The organism is Candidatus Binatia bacterium (genome assembly GCA_036563615.1).
GTDB lineage: Bacteria > Desulfobacterota > Binatia > UBA12015 > UBA12015 > DATCMB01.
Window position 1 is genome coordinate 310,480 of sequence record DATCMB010000014.1, and the last position, 17,943, is coordinate 328,422.

At 72.5% G+C, this 17,943-nt stretch carries 13 protein-coding genes; 6 read left to right on the plus strand and 7 right to left on the minus strand.

The window, feature by feature from the left end; all coding sequences use genetic code 11:
• Positions 1-12: 12 nt before the first annotated feature.
• Both VIS07_11825 and VIS07_11830 read right to left on the minus strand, forming a co-directional pair.
• Positions 13-3,255 (minus strand): fused MFS/spermidine synthase, encoded by a 3,243-nt coding sequence (locus VIS07_11825; GenBank protein ID HEY8516193.1) that lies wholly within the window; start codon positions 3,253-3,255, stop codon positions 13-15.
• A gap of 10 nt (positions 3,256-3,265) precedes the next feature.
• On the minus strand, positions 3,266-4,828 hold the full coding sequence (locus VIS07_11830) for an MFS transporter (GenBank protein HEY8516194.1): 1,563 nt from the start codon (positions 4,826-4,828) through the stop codon (positions 3,266-3,268).
• Between the two features lie 228 nt (positions 4,829-5,056).
• Between VIS07_11830 and VIS07_11835 the strand changes: the two genes are divergently transcribed.
• Both VIS07_11835 and VIS07_11840 read left to right on the plus strand, forming a co-directional pair.
• Entirely contained in the window at positions 5,057-7,336 is a 2,280-nt protein-coding gene (locus VIS07_11835; GenBank protein HEY8516195.1) for a sulfatase, read from the plus strand.
• Positions 7,337-7,347: 11 nt separating this feature from the next.
• Positions 7,348-8,106 (plus strand): enoyl-CoA hydratase-related protein, encoded by a 759-nt coding sequence (locus tag VIS07_11840; GenBank protein ID HEY8516196.1) that lies wholly within the window; start codon positions 7,348-7,350, stop codon positions 8,104-8,106.
• 44 nt (positions 8,107-8,150) lie between these two features.
• Here VIS07_11840 and surE read toward each other — a convergent pair whose 3' ends face one another.
• Both surE and VIS07_11850 read right to left on the minus strand, forming a co-directional pair.
• Positions 8,151-9,050, minus strand: coding sequence for a 5'/3'-nucleotidase SurE (gene surE, locus VIS07_11845; protein HEY8516197.1), 900 nt, complete (start codon positions 9,048-9,050; stop codon positions 8,151-8,153).
• 49 nt (positions 9,051-9,099) lie between these two features.
• The gene (locus tag VIS07_11850) at positions 9,100-10,092 is read right to left on the minus strand and encodes a D-2-hydroxyacid dehydrogenase (GenBank protein HEY8516198.1); all 993 of its coding nucleotides are present in this window, start codon (positions 10,090-10,092) and stop codon (positions 9,100-9,102) included.
• 99 nt (positions 10,093-10,191) lie between these two features.
• Here VIS07_11850 and VIS07_11855 point away from each other — a divergent pair, with 99 nt between their 5' ends.
• A complete protein-coding gene (locus VIS07_11855; protein ID HEY8516199.1) occupies positions 10,192-11,037 on the plus strand; it encodes an SDR family oxidoreductase in 846 nt (281 codons plus the stop codon).
• Positions 11,038-11,105: 68 nt separating this feature from the next.
• Here VIS07_11855 and VIS07_11860 read toward each other — a convergent pair whose 3' ends face one another.
• Positions 11,106-11,240: a hypothetical protein gene (locus VIS07_11860; protein HEY8516200.1), complete on the minus strand. Its 135-nt coding sequence runs from the start codon at positions 11,238-11,240 to the stop codon at positions 11,106-11,108.
• Positions 11,241-11,383: 143 nt separating this feature from the next.
• Positions 11,384-13,801: a tetratricopeptide repeat protein gene (locus VIS07_11865; GenBank protein ID HEY8516201.1), complete on the minus strand. Its 2,418-nt coding sequence runs from the start codon at positions 13,799-13,801 to the stop codon at positions 11,384-11,386.
• A gap of 117 nt (positions 13,802-13,918) precedes the next feature.
• Here VIS07_11865 and VIS07_11870 point away from each other — a divergent pair, with 117 nt between their 5' ends.
• Complete coding sequence (locus VIS07_11870; GenBank protein HEY8516202.1) at positions 13,919-15,088, plus strand: radical SAM protein; 1,170 nt, start codon at positions 13,919-13,921, stop codon at positions 15,086-15,088.
• Positions 15,085-16,014 carry a DUF547 domain-containing protein gene (locus VIS07_11875; GenBank protein HEY8516203.1) on the plus strand — a complete coding sequence of 310 codons (930 nt, stop codon included), beginning with the start codon at positions 15,085-15,087 and terminating at the stop codon, positions 16,012-16,014. Before VIS07_11870 ends, VIS07_11875 begins: the two co-directional genes overlap by 4 nt.
• A gap of 7 nt (positions 16,015-16,021) precedes the next feature.
• Here the strand turns inward: VIS07_11875 and VIS07_11880 are convergent, their stop codons facing one another.
• Positions 16,022-17,269 (minus strand): CaiB/BaiF CoA-transferase family protein, encoded by a 1,248-nt coding sequence (locus VIS07_11880; protein HEY8516204.1) that lies wholly within the window; start codon positions 17,267-17,269, stop codon positions 16,022-16,024.
• A gap of 94 nt (positions 17,270-17,363) precedes the next feature.
• Between VIS07_11880 and VIS07_11885 the strand changes: the two genes are divergently transcribed.
• On the plus strand, positions 17,364-17,936 hold the full coding sequence (locus VIS07_11885; protein HEY8516205.1) for a hypothetical protein: 573 nt from the start codon (positions 17,364-17,366) through the stop codon (positions 17,934-17,936).
• Positions 17,937-17,943: the final 7 nt, after the last annotated feature.

The following is a 17,943-nucleotide window of genomic DNA, read 5'->3' on the forward strand; positions in this document are numbered from 1 at the left end:
GAGCGGGCTGCATCAGTGCTCCGCGGCGCCTTGGCCGGCCTGCGACGCGCGCAGCGCCGCGAGGTCGCTCGCGATCGTCGGGTTGTCCGGCTCCGCGCGCAGCGCGGTCTCGAGCAGCGGGATCGCGTCGTCGCGCCAGCCGCGCCAGAGCGCGCTGCGCGCGAGCCACTGGTACGAGCGGGCGCGGTTGCGCAGCGTCGCCTGCGCGTTGCGGCGCGCGCGCTCGGCGCCGGTCCGGTCGCCGGTCTCCTCGTACGCCTGGGCGAGCATCACCCAGCCTTCGAGCCAGGTGGAATCCTTCACCTCGAGCTCCTCCTCGAGCGCCGCCACCGCCTCGGAGGTGCGCCCGGTGCGCAGGTAGAGCTCGGCGCGGCGCTGCGCGAGCTCGTCCTCGAGCGGCACGTCCGACGCGGCGAGCGTCTCGATCTCGGCAAGCGCCTCGTCGTAGCGCTCGAGCGCATACAGCGTCCTGGCGCGCAGCGCACGCGCGCGCGCGTCGCCCGGCCGCAGCAGCAGCGCCGCATCGACCGCCTCGAGCGCCGCCGCATGGTTCTCCGCCTCGGCGAGGATCTGCGCGCGCAGGAGCCGCGGCGCGAACGCCGCGGGATCGAGCGCGATGGCGTCGTCGAGCGACGCGATCTGGTTCGCGAGCGAGAAGCCCTCCTCGCCGACCGCCCGGCCGAGCACCACCGCGGCGGTGACGAGCGGCGCGCTCTTGCCGCGCTCCTGCGCGATGCGCAGCAGCTCCGGCCCGACCGTCGGATCGGTGCGACGCTCGATGTAGGACAGCGCGAGCTCGCCGAGCAGCGTCGCGTCGAGCGGCTCGCCGACCGACTCGAGCAGCGGCAGGACGCCGCGCGGGAAGCTCGCGAAGGCCTCCCAGTTCGGCGTCAGCGTGTCCTCCTGCAGCATGAGCGGCGTGCCGAGCTCGACGTACAGGTTGTCGTCGGTATTGACGACCGGCGCCTGCGCGACGAGCGCGTCGACGTCCGCGGGCAAGAGCCGCACGAGGCTCCAGAGGTCCGCGGTCGAGTACGTCCCGACCCGCTCGAGGTCGGCGCGCACCTTCGGCGAGAGGTCCTCCCAGCGCGGCAGCTCGTCGCGCGTCAGCGGACGCTCCATCGCGAGCAGCAGCAGGTCGGAGCCGCCTTCCTCGTTGGCGAAGCCATAGACGTAGGGGAACTCCGCGCGCACCGCGGCGAGGATCGAGTAGAGCGCCTGCGGATCCATCGCGTAGAGCTGCACCCACTGCAGCAAGCGTCCGCCGGGCGCAAGCGCGCGCTTCGCGATCGCGAAGAACTCGCGCGTGAACAGGTTCGAGACGCCGCTCATCCACGGGTTCGAGGGCTCGGAGATGAGGACGTCGTACTTCCGGTCGGTCGCGGCGAGGTAGGAGCGCGCGTCGTCGAGGATCAGCGTCACGCGCGGGTCGTCGAGCGGGCTGCCGCTCTGCGGGTCGAAGAAGCGCGACGCCTCGACGATCGCGGGCTCGATCTCGATCGCGTCGATGCGCTCGACCTCCGCGTGCCGCGCGACCGAGCCGACGGTCACGCCCGAGGCGTAGCCGATCACCGCCACGCTCTTCGCCGGCGCGCCGAACAAGAGCGGGACCTCGCCGAGCAGCACTTGCGTCGGCATGTCGTCGTGGCTCGAGGCGTCGGGCTTGCCGTTGACGCGCAGGAAGGTCGTCGCGCCGCCGCGGTGCACCGACACCGTCGCGTTGATGCCGTCGCGGTAGTAGAGCAGCTCCTTGTCGCGCACGCCCTCGAGCTTCACGTACTCGACGCCGAAGTCGAGCATCAGGCTCGGGCTCTTGAAGACGCCGCGCGTGAACGTCTCGCGGTCGAACGGGATCGGCACGAGCGCGAGCGCCGCGCACCCGGCGAGCGCCGCCACACCCGCCGCCTGCACCGCTCGCCTGCCGCGCGCGCAGGCGAGGAGCAGCGCGCCCGCCGCGGCGAGGTCGAGAGCTGCGCCGAGCGCGAGCGTGTCGCGCAGCCCGAGCGCGGGGATCAGGACGAAGCCCGTGAAGAACGCGCCGCTCGCCGAGCCGACGGTGTTCGCGAAGTAGACCTTGCCCACCGCGTCGCCGGCGTCGTGCGCGCGCTCGGCGACGAGGCGCGCGACCAGCGGGAACAGACCGCCCAGCACCAGCGCCGGCGGCAGCATCGCGAGGATGCAGAGCGCGATCTGTGCGGCGAGCATGCGGCCCGGCGACGGCTCCGGCGTCGCGAGCTGCTCGAGGAAGACGTCGGGCAGGTGCGGCACCGCGAGCGTCGTCGCGAGCGCCAGCACGGCGAGCAGCGCGATGCCGCCGCCGAGCAGCGCGTAGGGCGCGCGCGTCGTGTCGATCCAGCGGCGGAAGACGAGGCTGCCGAGCCCGATGCCGGCGAGGAACGCGCCCAGCATCGACGAGAACGCGTAGATCGACGAGCCGAGGACGACGGCGAGCGCGCGCGTCCAGGCGACCTCGTAGAGCAGCGCCGAGAAGCCGACCACCGCGTAGACGACGAGCGTCAGCGCGAGCGGCACCGGCACGTCGCTGGCTGCGGCGCCGTGGCGGGCGCGCGCGGCGGGCTCCGACGACGCTGGCGCGCGGTCGCCGACGCCGCCCGCCGCAGGCTGCCACGCGCGCAGCCGCGGCGCGACCATGGTCAGCGCGAGCGCGCCGACCACGACGTCGAGCAGCGCGCCGAACGCGTTCGTCCAGCGCAGCCCGATCGTCGGAAAGAGGACGAAGGTCGCGACGAACACGCCCGCGACCGCACCGAGCGTGTTGAGCCCGTAGAAGAGCCCCGTGCTCGCGCCGACCCGCGGGTCGCGCCGCACCACCGCGTCGACCACGATCGGCAGCGTCGCGCCCATCAGCACCGTCGGCAGCAGGAGCAGCACCAGCGCGATCGCGAAGCGGCACAGAGCCGCCTCCCAGAAGCTCATCCCGGCGAGCAGCGAGCGGTTCAGGTCGGGCAGCCGCAGCAGGAGCCACGGCACCGCGAGCGCGTAGGCGCCGATCGCGATCTCGATCCAGCCGTACGCGCGCACGCCGTCGCGCAGGCGCCCGGCGACGCGGCCGCCGGCGAGGCCGCCGAGGCCGAGCCCGAGCATGTAGGCGACGAGAATCGTGCTCGCGGCGAGCGTCGTCGAGCCGAACACGAGACGCATCTGCCGCGTCCACACCACCTCGAGCGCGAGACTTCCCATCCCGGAGAGGAAGAAGCAGGCGCCGAGCACGAGGAGACCCCGCCGGGCGAGCATGGCGCGCAGGCTACAACGACGTTCGGCGACGTTCGAGACGCTTTCTGGGCTGCGGCGTCGTCTCGCGTCCGTCGAGGTGCGGCAGGAACGGCACCAGCGCCATGCCGGGGATGGTCACCAGGAAGGTGAGCAGGAAGTACGGTCCGAAGCCCATCCAGTCGGCGAGGAAGCCGCTCGCGACGCCGGCGAGCGTGAAGCTGACGCTCATCAGCGCTGTGACGATCGCCATGTGCGCGGCGCGGTGCGCGGGGTCGCAGCAGCGCATCAGGTAGACCATGAACACCGCGGTGCCGAGCCCCGCGCCGAACTGCTCGACCGCGATCACCGTGGTGGTCATCGTGATCGACGCCGACGCGCCGAGCGCGGCGAGCCAGACGTAGAGCAGGTTGAGCGCGTTCTGCGCGAGTACGAAGGGCCAGATCCAGCGCCGCAGCCCGTCGCGCGCGATCAGCTTGCCGCCCACGATGGTCGCGGCGAAGCCCGCGGCCACGCCGAGCGTCCCGTTCGCGATCGAGTACGCCTCGAGCGACAGGCCGACGGTGTCGCGCAGAAACGGCCAGCGCATCTTCACCAGGAAGGACTCGCCGACGCGGAACGCGACGATGAACGCGAGCACGAGCGCCGTGCGCGGCTGCTCGAGGAAGCTCACGAACGCGTCGGCGTAGACCGAATTGCGAAGCTCGAGGCGTCCGCGGATGCGGTCGAGCGAGGCGAGCGCGACGATCAGCACGACGAGCAGCGCCATCGCCGTCCACCCGGCGAGGGTGACGCCGGCGCGCGCCGCCGTCTCCCAGAGCGCGGCGACCGTCGCCTCGTCGAGCGGCAGCGTGCGCAGCAGCAGGACGACGCCGAGCGCCACGGCGCACACGCCGGCGAGCCACGCGAGACGCCGCGGCGTCGCGATCTGCCGCACGAGCTCGTCGAACGGCGCGCGCCGCCGCTCGGTACGCGGCAGCCAGCCGGCGTGGTACGCGGTCAGGCCCGCCATCACCGCCGCGGCGAGCAACAAGCCGCCGCTCCAGCCGAGCACGCCGCCGATCACGTAGAGCAGCGGTCCGCCGATCGCGAGCGTCGCGAGCCGGTAGGCGGTCGCGCGGTAGCCGACGTAGGCGGACTGGTCGCGCTCGCGCAGGCTCTCGAGGTAGTAGCCGTCGATCGCGATGTCGTGCGTCGCCGAGAGGAACGCGAGCACGGCGAAGCACAGCGCGATCGCGCCGAGCCCCGGCGAGGCGCCGACCAGCAGCGCGAGCAGCACGAGCCCGATCGACAGCGCGACCTCGGTGGCGATGATCCACGAGCGCTTGGTCTCGTACGCGTCGAGCAGCGGCCCCCAGAGGAACTTGAGGTTCCACGGCAGGTGGAACAGCGAGGTGAGGCCGATGACCTGCAGGCTCGCACCGAGCTCCTTGAAGAGGATCTCGGCGAGGTTGTTCACCACGCCGTAGGGAAAGCCCTCGGCGAAATATGTGCTCGACACCCAGAGCGCGGGCTGCGAAGCGCCCGTCTGGGGCACGGCGGCGTCGCGGTCGGACTCCGCGCGCGTCGTCTCCGGCTGCTCCACCTCGCCTGCCACGATCCGCGCCCTGCGCAGCGCTTCTCTACACCGCGGTGACGCGCCCCGTAAGCCCGCGCGCGGCGGATTCCGCGAAGCGCCGTTTGCAGTCGCGCCGCCTCGACCGGTAACGTGGCGCGGCGCTTGCGTCGCGACGCGCTCGTCGCGCCGTCGCGACAGGCGCCCGCTTCACCCATCGTGCGTGTTTCCCACCAACGCCGGATCCCGCGCTCGAGCCTCGCTCGGCGTGTGACGGTCCTCGCCGCGATGCTCGTCGCCGCGGCTGGCTGCAGCCGTGAGCGTCCGCCGGCGCCGCCTGCGCCGCGCCTCGAAACCGAGCTGCGCTTCGTCGACCGTGGCATCGAGCCGCTCGGCGATCGGCGGCTGCAGCGCGGCGTGCGCGTCTCGCTCGCCGACGTGTCGCGTCCGGTGCTGAGCGCCGCGCGGCCCTTCCAGCCGACGCTCGACTGCCCGCCGCCCTCGCCCGACACGCGCAAGCGCGAGTGCGAGGTCTTGCCGGCGCGCGCCATCCCCGACGGTGCGGCGACCATCCTCACCTGGCCGATCCTCGGCCGTCGTACGTGGCCCGCGCTGGCGAATGCCGCGAAGAAGCGCGCCGCGTCGCGCGGGGCCACCGCGGACGCTGCCGCGCCGCATGCGAACGCACCGGACGCTGCAGCGGCGGACGAGGCCGCAGCGCCGACGCCGACCGCGCACGTCGACGCCGCGCCGGACGTCGCCGAGCACGCGGCGCACGGCGACGCGGCGCACGATGGCACGTCATCGGAGCACGCGCAGACGCACCAGGAGCCGGAGCAGAGGATCTCCGTGCAGCTCTTCGGTGCGCCGGACGCCCCCCGACGGCTGCGGCTTCCGGCCAAGGAGGCGTACTTCGCGAAGGTCTTCTCGGTGCCGTTCCTCGGCGACCGCACCATCCGGACCGAGGCCTTCGAGGTGCCGCAGGACGCCGTGCTGCGCCTCGGCTACGGCGTCGAGGAGGCCGCGTGGTGGATCGACTCCGCGCCCGTCGCCTTCCGCATCGTCGTCGAGCGCGAGAGCGGCGATCAGCAGGACCTGATGCGCCGCAGCCTCGACCCCGCGCGACGCCCCGAGCACCGACGCTGGTTCGACGCCGACGTCGATCTGAGCGACCTCGCCGGCGAGCGCGTGCGCCTGCGCTTCATCACCGAGCCGGTGGACCAGTGGGACGCCCGACCGTCGCTGCCGGTGTGGGGCGATCCGCGGCTGCTCGGCAAGGCCTCGGAGAAGAAGCGGCGCCCGTCGATCGTGCTCGTGTCGCTCGACACGCTGCGCGCGCGCAGCATGAGCACCTACGGCTACGCGCTCGACACGACGCCCAACATGACCGCGTTCGCGCGTCGCGGAGCGCTGTTCGAGAAGGCGTTCACGACCTTCTCGAACACGCTCGGCTCGCACATGAGCATGCTGACCGGCTTGCTGCCGGTCACGCACGAGGTGCGCCGACCGACCGACGTGCTCAACCCTCGCCATGCGACGCTCGCCGAGGCGCTGCGGCGCGCAGGCTGGGCGACGGCGGCCTTCACCGAGGACGCGCTGCTCGACGCGCGCCGCGGCTTCGATCGGGGCTTCTCGACCTACTACGAGAACTCGACCATCGCCGCCGGAACGGGCGACTCGGAGGGCACGTTCGGGCGCGCGCTCGAGTGGGCCGGCCACCACGCCGACGAGCCGTTCTTCCTCTTCGTGCACACCTACGAGGTGCACCATCCGTACGAGCCGCCCGAGGAGTACCGGAAGCTCTTCACCGACGGCGCGGGCGCGGAGCTCGGCAAGGCGCAGCGCGCCTACGAGCAGGTCGTGCGCTACCTCGACGACCAGGTCGGCCGCCTGCTCGACGGGCTCTACCGCGTCGTCCCCGAGCGCGATCTCCTGGTCGTGATCACCGCGGATCACGGCGAGGAGTTCTACGAGCACCGCGCGACCACGCACTTGCAGCTCTTCGACGAGGTGATGCACATCCCGCTGATCATGGTGTGGACGGGCGTCATCCCGCCGGGCGAGCGCATCGCGACGCCGGTGTCGCTGATCGACCTGCCGCCGACGATCCTCTCGCTGGTCGGCGTGAAGCTGCCGAACGACGTCGACGGCGTGAGCCTCGTTCCGCTGCTGACCGGCGAGGGCGAGGCGCCGGAGCGTCACGTCGTGTTCGGCGAATTCCCGAACTCGCCGGTGATGCCGAAGGGCGGCTTCGTCGCGCGCAGCGCCGACGTCAAGTGCATCGCACGCGCGCCGGGCGGCAAGGACGCGTGCTACGACCTCGCGGCCGACCCCAAGGAGCACGATCCGCGCTCGCCGGACGAGCGGCCGGAGTTCGCGATCGTCTACGCCGCCGCCGCCGACTACCGGGCGCGCTCGCTCGCCGCGACCGCGCCGCAAGAGGCTGCCGGAGCCGCGGCGGAGCAAGAGGCGCCGGCGCAGGCCACTCCGGCGCCCGAGCCCGACGAGCGGATCGAGCGCAAGCTGCGCGCGCTCGGATACGTCGAGTGAGGAGCCCACCCATGTCGAGCGAGCTCATCCTGCAGACGCGGCACGACGCCGTCTTGCTCTTGACGATGAACCGCCCCGAGCGGCGCAACGCGTTCAACCACGCGCTCTACCGTGCGCTCGCCGGCGCGCTGCGCGCCGCGCGCGACGACGACGCGGTGCACGTCGTCGTCCTCACCGGCACCGGCGCCGGCTTCTCCGCGGGTCAGGATTTTTCGGAAATGACCGACGCCCCGCCGGCCGACCAGGGTCCGCATGGCTTCCAGACGCTGATGGACGAGCTGTGCGCGTTCGACAAGCCGCTCATCGCCGCGGTGAACGGCGTCGCGGTCGGGCTCGGCATGACGATGCTGCTGCACTGCGACGTGGTCTACGTCGCCGAGAGCGCGCGCATGCGCTGCCCGTTCGTCACGCTCGGCGTCGTGCCGGAGGCGGCGAGCAGCTACCTCTTGCCGGCGACGATCGGCTTCCAGCGCGCGGCCGAGGTGCTCTACACCGCCGAGTGGATCGACGCCCCGCGCGCGGTCGAGCTCGGCATCGCGGCGAGCATGCTGCCCGACGCGGAGCTGCTCGACGCGGCGCTCGCGAAGGCGCGCCAGATCGCCGCGCACCCGCCGCGCGCCGTGCGCCACACCAAGCAGCTCCTGCTCGCGACGCGCGCCGACGCCGTGCGCGCCGCGCGCGCACGCGAGGACGCGGCGTTCGCCGAGCGCATCGGATCGCCGGAGAACATCGCGGCGATCACGGAGTTCTTCGCGCGCCGACGCGGCTGAGACCGCGCCGGCGCGCGTCCGTGAAATCCTCCGCGGCTAGCTCGTCACTCCTCGACGAGACGGACGAGCGGCTTGATCGTCTCGTCGCTCGTGAGATCGGGGTTGAGCGGCGTCACCGAGGCGAAGCCGTTGTTCATCGCCTCGATGTCGGTCGTCGGGTGGCGCAGCGTCGAGTCGCAGTTGGTGCTGCCGGCGGGCATCGTCACCACGATCGGGTCCCAGGTGTTCGGGCTCGAGCCCTGCTCGTAGCCGACGATCTGCTGCGCGCGGCCGACCGCCACCGCGCGCACGCCGCGCAGCTTGCCGGTCACGCAGGTCGGGAAGTTGATGTTGAGCACGCGCGCGCGGTCCTTCGAGATCCGCATCAGCTTGCGGAACGACGGGCTCGAGCGGTAGCGCGCGACGAGCCGCGCCGTGTAGTCGGCCGCCTCCTCGTAGTGCATCTCGGCGGCGAGCCCCTGGCTCACGGCGAACGCCGGCACGCCGTTGCGCGCCGCCCACAGCGCCGCGCCGACGGTGCCCGAGATGTTCACCAGCTCGGCGATGTTCTGGCCCTCGTTGATGCCGCTGATGACGAGGTCGGGGCGCTGGTCGAGGCCCTGCAGGATCCCGAACAGCACGCCGTCGGCGGGGAAGCCGGCCACCGCGGTCGCCGGGTAGCCGAACGCCGTCGTCACGTTCGGGTCGATCCGCAGCGGGCCGAGCGTCGTGCGGTCGCCGGTGCCGCTCTGGTTGGTCGCCGGCGCGAAGACGTAGACCTCGAGCGAGCGGTTGCGCGTCAGCGCGCGGACCAGCTCCGCGATGCCTTCGGCAGAGTATCCGTCGTCGTTGCCGACCACGATGCGGAACGGCGCGGCGCCCGCCTGCGGCGGCGCGGCGAGCATCGTGACCAAGGCGAAAGCGGCCGCGAGGGCCGTGGCGAGCATCGGTTTGCGTGTCTTCATCATTCCCTCTCTTTCGGCTGCGCGGCTTCGCACGGCGCGCGCATCTGCGTCACTCCTCGACGTAGCCGAGCCGCTTGTTGACCACGTTGCGCAGCGGCTCGCTGTTGACGAAGCGGCGCAGGTTGTCACGGAAAAGCTCCAGCGTGCGCCCGAAGTAGTCCGACGTGTAGCCGGAGACGTGCGGCGTCAAGATCACGTTTTCCATAGACCAGTACGGGCTCGACGGCGGCAGCGGCTCCTCGCGGAAGGCGTCGAGCCCGGCGCCGGCGATGGCGCCGCTGCGCAGCGCCTCGACCAGCGCCTCGTCGTCGATCGCATCGCCGCGCGCGACGTTGATCAGGTAGGCCGACGACTTCATCGCGCGCAGCGCCTCGCGGTCGATCAGGTTGACGGTCTCGGGCGTCGACGGCGTCGCGAGCACGACGAAGTCGGCCCAGGAGAGCAGCGCGAGCTTGTCCTGCGGTCCGACGACGGCTTCTGCGCCCGGCACGGGCTTGTCCGGCCGCCGGCGCAGGACGCGGACGTTCATGCCGAGCCCCGCGGCGAGCAGCGCGAGCGAGCGTCCGATCGCGCCGGCGCCGAAGATCGCGAGGTTGCTGCCGGCGAGCTCGCGGATGCCGCCGCCGAAGACGATCACCCCGAAGCGGTCCCACTGGCCGCGCGCCTGCACGCGCAGCGCCTGGTGCAGGTTGCGCGAGAACGCGAGCATCATCCCGAGCACGTGCTCGGGGATCGACACCGAGTGTAGCCCCGCGCCGTTGGTCAGCACGACGTCGCTCTCGACCATCTCGGGATAGAGAATCGCCTCGACGCCTGCGTTCGCCGAGTGTACCCAGCGTAGCCGTTTCGCGTGCGCGAAGGCTCGGGCAGGAAGGATCCAGCCGACGAACGCGTCGGCGTCGGCGATCGCGGCCGGAAGATCGGCCTCGTCCTCGACCGAGCAGATCTCGACCTGTGGGAGCTCGGCGCGGATCGCGGCGATCTCCTGCTCGGGGATCGCCCAGCGCACCTCCTTCAGATGAAAAAACGAAACGACCTTCATCGCTCGCGCGCAGGGGAGCACCTGCGCCGCGGGGAGTCAACGATGGACGGACCGCCGTCGGACGCGGCACCCTGACGGCCCAACCATGGAGGAACGCTCGTGAGCGAACAGAAGCTGGCTCTCGCAGGAACCACCGCGCTCGTGACCGGCGGCGGCAGCGGCATCGGGCTCGCCTGCGCACGTCGTCTGCTGCGCGACGGCGCGTCGGTGACGATCGTGGGCCGCACCGCAGACAAGCTCGAGCGCGCCGCGGCGGAGCTCGCGGCGCAGGCACCGGCAGGCGCGCAGGTGCAGTGGACGACGTGCGACGTGACCGACGAGAACGCGGTCGTGGCGGCGGTCGAGCTCGCGGCGCGTCCGACCGGCAAGCTCGACGTCGCAGTCGCCAACGCAGGCGCCGGTGCCGGCGGTCCGATCTTCTCGACCGGGCTCGAGATGTGGCGCTACACGATCGACGTCAACCTGACCGGCACGTTTCTCACCGTCAAGCATGCGGGCCAGAAGATGGCCCAGGGAGGCGGCGGCTCGATCGTCGCGATCTCCTCGATCGCGGGGCCGCTGACGCACCGCTACATGGCGCCCTACTGCGCGAGCAAGGCCGGGATCGAGATGCTGATCCGCGTCGCGGCGGACGAGCTCGGCGAGCTCGGCATCCGCGCCAACGTCGTGCGGCCCGGCCTCGTCCCGACCGACATGGCGATGCCGCTCACCGACGACCGCGCGATCGTCGAGGACTACCTCGACCAGATGCCGATCGCGCGCCTCGGTACGGTCGACGACATCGCGGAAGGCGTGCGCTACCTCGCGGGCCCCGAGTCGAGCTGGGTCACCGGGCAGTGCTTCGCGATCGACGGCGGCCACACGCTGCGCCGCGGCCCGCGCATCGACTCGATGATCGAGCGCTTCTTCGGCCCGGACGTGCTGCCGCGGCGCGCGCGCGGTTGATCGGCGGCCGAGCGGCAAAGCGGCTCGTCGGCGGCGCGCGCGGCGGATCAGCGGGCGCGACCTGCGGGTCAGCGGCGGCGCGACTTGCGCTCGGCGCGCACGCGCAACGGCGCGAGCAGCGTGGTGAGGACGAGCGGCACGAAGGTCAGGAGCGTGAGCCCGAGGAGAACCTGTGCTGCGGAGAGCTTGCCGTGGAGATCCATCGTGCCGCCAGCATGCCGCGCCGAAGCGAAAAGTGGAAGCGCCTTTCCACACGCGCGGACGGTACGAGGCGGGCGCGCGCCGAGGGACGAGGGATGCGACGCCGAGGTGCGAGCCGTGGCGAGCGACGGGCTCCGGCCAGCGGTCAGCGCGGCTCCTCGGCACGCTCGCTCTTCGAGAGCACGGACATGACGAACCGTGCACGCTCGCGGGTGAACGCGCTGCGGTCGAGCGCCTCGCCGCGTGCGATCGCGGCCGCGGCCTCGTCCGCGCGTCCGGCGCGCGCGAGCGTCTCGGCGAGCGCCGCGAGCTCGCGGGGCGACGCGCCGCCCGGCTTCGCCGCCGCGGCGGCCGCGAAGTCGTCGGCCGCGAGCGCGAGCTCGCCGCGCTCGGCGAAGAAGCGGCCGCGCCAGTAGAGCGCCTCGCCGTCGGTGCCGAGCTCCGCCGCGCGGTCGTGCGCGGCGCGCGCCTCCTCGAGCCGTCCCTGCGCGGCGAGCGCGATGCCGAGGTTGGTGTGCGCGCGGTCGTAGCGCGGCGCGAGCTCGAGCGCGCGGCGGAAGCGGCCCTCGGCCTCGGCGAGCCGCCCGTCCTTCATCGCCGCGACGCCGTCGTTCATGATCCGTACGGCGTCGTCGGAGGTGGCGGCGGGCTTGGGCGCATTCCCGAGGAGGGTCGCGCGCAGCTCGGCGCGCTCGGCCTCGAAGCCCGCCGGGTCGACCGCGCGCGCCTGCGCGGCCCGGCGCTCGGCCTCCTCGGCACGTCCCAGGTGCTCGAGCAGCACGCTCAGCGCGACCCACTCGCGGAACGGCGCCGCCGAGCGCTCGGCGGCGCGCTCGAGGTCCGCGATCGCGCCGGCGTAGTCGCCGCGCGAGGCGCGGAAGCGCCCGCGCCAGAAGTACGGGGCGTCGGCGCCCGATGCGAGCGCGACCGCGCGGTCGTAGTGCGTGCGCGCCTCGGCCTCCTTGCCCTGCGCGGCGAGCACGATCGCGAGGTTGATGTGCGCGAAGTGGTAGCCTGGCGCGAGTCGCACCGCCTCGCGGAAGCGCGCCTCGGCTTCCGCGTGACGACCGCGGCGCATCAGCGCGAGGCCGTGGTTCATCTGCGCGCGTGGCGAGTCGGGCGCCTTCTCGACCGTGTCCTGCCAGAGCGTCAGCGCGTTGCGCCAGTCGAGGTTGCGCTCGCGGGTCAAAGCGACGAGCGGCACCAGGAGAACCGCCACGCCGAGCGCGAGCGCGAGCCGCGGACGACGCGTCGAGCGCGCGAGCGCCCAGGTCGCGCCCGCCGTCAAGAGCAGAAAGACTCCCGCGAGCGGCAGGTACGGACGGTGCTCGTTCACCGGCTCGGACAGCGGCACGACGCTCGAGTGCGGCGCGAGCCAGACGAAGAAGGAGAGCAGCAGGAAGGAAGCCGCGGGCGCGCGCCGCGCCGAGGCGAGCGCCACCGCCAGCACGAGCAGCCAGCCGACGAGCGCGAGCAGCACCCGCGGCTCGGCGAGCGAGCGCGACAGAGGATACGACGGGTAGTCGGCGACCAGCTCGAGCGGTGCGATCGCGAGGCCGACGTAGTACCACCAGGCGCGCAGCTGCGTGAGCGCGTAGACCTTGGGCGTCATCGTGGCGCCGGCACGCGTCGCCGCGCTGTCGAGCGCGGTCTGCGACGACCACAGGACGAGATACGCCGCGCACACGACGACGAACGGCGCGAGCCGCTTCCAGGTCGCGAGGTCGAGCAGACGCGCGCCGAGCCCGCGATCGCGCTTCGCCGGGTCGAGCAGCAGCTCGGCGAGCACGAGCACGCCGAGGAAGCTCACCGCCTCGACCTTGGTCAGCAGCGCCGCCGCGAGAAGCACGAGCGCGCCGAATCGCGCGAGCCGCGCGGGCGGCTCGGCGAGCGCGCGCAGGTAGAGCACGAGCGCCGGCAGCGCCAGCGCGGCGACCAGCGAGCTCGAGCGCGCGGAGATGTAATTGACGGCGCCGGTGCCGATCGGGTGCACCGCGAAGAGCGCCGCCGCCGCGAGCGCGGCGAGGTCGCCGTCGCGCGGCGCGAGCCCGGGCAGCGGCGCCACGCCGCGCGAGCCGAAGAGCCTGCGCCCGAGGAAGAAGAGCGCCGCGCTGGTGACGAGGTGGATCAGCAGGTTCGTCGCCCGCCAGACGCGCACGTCGTAGCCGGCGATCGCGTAGTCGAGCGCGTAGGTCGTCTGCAGGAGCGGGCGGTAGTCGACGTTGGTGCGCAGCGTGGAGAACGTCGTCGCGTCGACGAAGTAGCGCGGCACGTGCCGCAGGCTGCGGATCCAGGCGTTGCTCTCGATCGAGTGGCTGTCGTCGAGCGCGAACTCGTTCTCGAGCGAGTTCGAGTAGGCGAGCGTCGCCGCGAGCGCGCACAGCACGACGGCGACGAGCCCGAGACGGCGACCGGCTCCGAGCGCGCGCGCCGCGGACCTCCGCCCGACGCGCTCGCCGGCGTCCGGCGCAGGCGCGCTCCTCCCCTCTTCCCCCTCGTTCACGTCGCCCGTGCGCAGCGGCTCCGCCGGCACCCTCTCGCCACGCGGCGGCACGCCTGCCATGGCGGCGCTTCAATCGAAGAACGATAGGGCCTGCAAGACGTGCGACGAGACGCGCGACACGGCTCGCACCCGCGATCCGCTTGCATCGCGCGGGCCGAGCCCGCATCCAATGCCGCCATGACGACGCTCGCCGAATCCGCAACCGCGCTCGCGCCGCAGCCGCGCGCCGGCGAGTTCGTCGCCGGCCGCACGCGCCCGATGATGGCGATGGTCGAGATCACCAACCGGTGCAACATGGACTGCCCGGTCTGCTTCTCGGACGCGAACAACCCGGCGCACGACGTGCCCGTGCCGGAAGTCCGCCGGCGGCTCGAGCGCCTGCTCGCCGTCACCGGGCAGCCGATCCCGATCCAGATCAGCGGCGGCGAGCCGACCGTGCACCGCGAGCTGCCGGAGGTCGTCGCGATCGCGCGCGAGCTCGGCTTTCGCAACATCGAGCTCATCACCAACGGCATCCGCATCGCGCAGGATCCCGACCTGCTGCTGCGGCTGCGCGAGCGCGGGCTCACCGCGGTCTACCTGCAGTTCGACGGCCTGCGCCGCGAGACCTACCTCGCGCTGCGCGGACGCGACATGACCGAGGTGCGCGAGCGCGCGGTCGCGGCGACGCGGCGCGCGGGGCTGTGCTGCACGCTCGCGGTCGCCGTCACCCGCGGCGTCAACGACGGCGAGCTCGGCGACGTCGTGCGCTTCGGCATCGCCAACATCGACACCGTGCGCGCGATCAACTTCCAGTCGGCGACGCGCTTCACCGGACGCTTCGACCTGCCGGAGGAGCACGGCGGCTATCCGCTGCCCGCGCTGCTGCGCCTGATCGAGGAGCAGACGGGGCTTCCCGCCGACACCTTCCGCTCCGAGCACCTGGGCCACCCGCTGTGCAACGCGATGTCGCTGGCGTTCGTCGTCGACGGGCGGCTCGAGCCGCTCTTCAAGTACGTGACGCGCGACGACCTGCTGCGCTTCCTCGGCGACGACGCGCGCGAGAAGGTGCTCGCCCTCTTCCGCGGCAAGCGCGACTTCTTCTTCGAGTACCTGTGCAACCGCAACGCGTGGGCGCTGATCGCCAAGGCGGCGCCGATCTTCGGCCGCAACCCGCTCAACGTGCTGCGCTCGCAGCACATCCTGCTCTTCGCGAAGAGCTTCATGGAGCGCGACGCGCTCGATCCGGAGCGCATTGCGCGCTGCTGCTACGGGATCACCGACGCGGAAGGCGTGTACTCGTTCTGCGCGTTCAACAACCTGCACCGCTTCCCGCAGCGCGTGCGCGCGGCGGCCGGCGCGGCGTGAGCGGCGCTGCTCGTCGCGTGCGCGTCGGCGCGGCGCTGGCGCTCGCCTCGGTGACGGCGCTGGGCGCGCTCTGCGGCGGCTGCACGGCGATCCGTCCGACCGTGCCGGGCGTTCCGCCGCCATCGGCGCCGCCGTTCTCGCACGCGCTCCTCGACCGCGTGCTCGCGCGCCACGTCGACGATCGAGGGCTGGTCGACTACGCCGCGCTCGCGCGCGAGCCGGACGACCTCGAGCGGTACTACGCGCTGCTCGCCGCGGTGAGCCCGGACAGCCACCCCGACCTCTTCCCGACGCGCGACGATCGCCTCGCCTACTGGATCAACGCCTACAACGCGGCCGTGCTGGTGACGGTGCTGCGCCACTACCCGATCCCGAGCGTCACCGCGCTGCGCACGCCGTTTCCGCTGTCGCTCGCGTCGGACAAGATCGGCTTTTTCCTTCTGCAGCGGATCACGCTCGGCGGCGAGACGACGAGCCTCTACGCGCTTGAGAACTCCCTCATCCGGCCGCGCTTTCGCGAGCCGCGGGTGCACTTCGCGCTCAACTGCGCGTCGCTCGGCTGCCCGCGGCTGCCGCGGCGCGCGTTCGCGGCGGACGAGCTCGAGCGCCAGCTCGACGACGAGACGCGGCGCTTCTTCGCCGAGGAGCGCAACCTGCGCATCGACCACGCGGCGCGCGTCGTCTCCCTGTCGTCGCTCCTCGACTGGTACGATGGCGACTTCACGGGCTGGCTCGAGGAGCGGTATCCCGGGAAGGACGCGACGCTGCTCGACTACGTCGCGCTCTACGTGACGCCCGAGCGGCGCGCAGAGCTCGAGCGCGCGCGCGGCTACGAGATCCGCTTCGTGCCCTACGACTGGGGGCTCAACGACCAGGCGCGGGCGGACGCGAGCGCAGGCACCGCGCCGACGTCGCCGTCGCGCTGACGCGCGTTCAGCCGAGCGCGCCCGCCGCGCGCAGACGCTCGATGCGCGCCGCGTCGTAACCCAGCACGCGCTCGAGCACCTCGGCGGTGTCGCGCCCCGGCTCGACCGCCGCCTTCTCCGGCACCGGCAGCTCGCCGCCGATCAGCTTGATCGGCGACGGCATCAGGTCGGTGCCCGCCTCCTGGTAGGGCCGGAAAGGCATGCGGTGCTGGAACTGCGGATCGCGAACGATGTTCTTGACGTCGTTCACGGGGCAGATCGGCGTGTTCACCTCGAGCCCGAACTGGACCCACTCGGCGGTCGTGCGCTGCGCGAAGATCTCCGCCAGCGTGCGGCGCAGCTCGAGGTTGCCGCGCGCGTGGTCGGCGTACTTGGCGCCCGGGTTCTGCTCGTAGAGCTCCGGGCGTCCGACGCCGTACGCGAAGTTCTTCCAGAACTCGCGCTCGGAGGCCATGAACAGGATCATCCCGTCCTTCGAGCGGTACATCTGGTAGCGCACCGAGTCGCGCATGCTGTCGTCACCGACCGGCCGCCGCGGTCCCTTGCCGTCGCCGTCGTTGCCGGTGACCTCGTCCTCCGGACGCTCGTAGGCCTTGTTGCCCTCGATGCCGTTCCAGTTGAACGCGGCGGCGGCGTCGGATTGCGCGACCTCGAAGCGGCACGGCTGCCCGGTCGCGCGCGCGCGGATGATCGCGGCGCAGATGCCGAGCGCGGCGTAGAGCGGCCCCGCGTTGATGCCGACCGCGGTGTAGCTCGGGATCGTCGGCATGCCGTGCTCGTTGAGCGTCGGGCGCGCGACGCCGGCCCACGCGTCGTAGGCGATGCCGTGGCTCGGCATGTCCTTGTACGGACCCGTCGCGCCGTAGCCCGAGATCTGACAGAAGACGATGCGCGGGTTCGCCTCGAGCATGCGCTCCCAGGTGATGCCGCGGCGCTCGAGCGCGCCCGGACGCATCGCCTCGATCACCGCGTCGGCGCCGCGCACCAGGTCGAGGTACGCCTCGACCGCCTCGGGCTTGCGCAGGTCGAGCACGATCGACTTCTTGCCGCGGTTCAGGTGCCAGTGCAGCAGCGAGATCCCGTCGACGATCGGGAACGCCATCTTGCGCACGTAGTCGCCGCCCGGCCCTTCGACCTTGATCACCTCGGCGCCGAGGTCGGCGAGGTGCATGCCCACCGCGCCCGGGCCGAGCAGCGCGCTCTCGATGACGCGCACCCCGCCGAGGAGCTTTCCATCGTCGCACTGCGTCGTCATCCGTCACCTCCGTCGCGCAACGGCGGGACGTTACGGGCAGGTCGCGAAGGAAGCAATCTTGGCGAAGCGCCGCGGTTTGGTACGGACAGTCGAAATGTCCGCCGAGGTCACGAGCACCGACAACTCCACGAACGGCAGCAACGCCGCCAACGCGAACGAGCGCTGGGTGCGCTGGCGCCACCTCGTCCTGCGTCCCACGGACGCGGTCGAGTGCGGCTTCTCGCCCGAGGTCGCGCAACGCGTCTGGCAGGCGGTGCTTCCCGACCGCGACGCCGCGACCGCCGCCGAGGTGCGTGCGCTCCTCGACGGCGCCGCCAACGGCGCCGGCAACGGCACCGCGCCCGCAGGACCGCCGCGCAAGGTGCTCGAGACGTTCGCGGAGATGGCGGAGGAGATGCTCTCCTACCGCATCGAGCGCGCGCGCGTGGTCGCCGACTACCAGCCGATCCGGCTGACCAAGGTGAACCTGAAGCGCGTCAAGTCCGAGCTGCCGCTCAACGTGATCCGCGCGATGGCGCGCGACCTCGGCTGGACGATCCGCGAGGACGAGGAAGGCACGACGATCGCGGTCGAGGACCTGCTGCCCTTCTTCCGCCGCCCGGCGGTGCGTCAGCTGCTCGACCTCAAGCTCGCGCAGGTCGGCCGCGCGCGGCCGAGCGTGCAGTAGCGGGCAC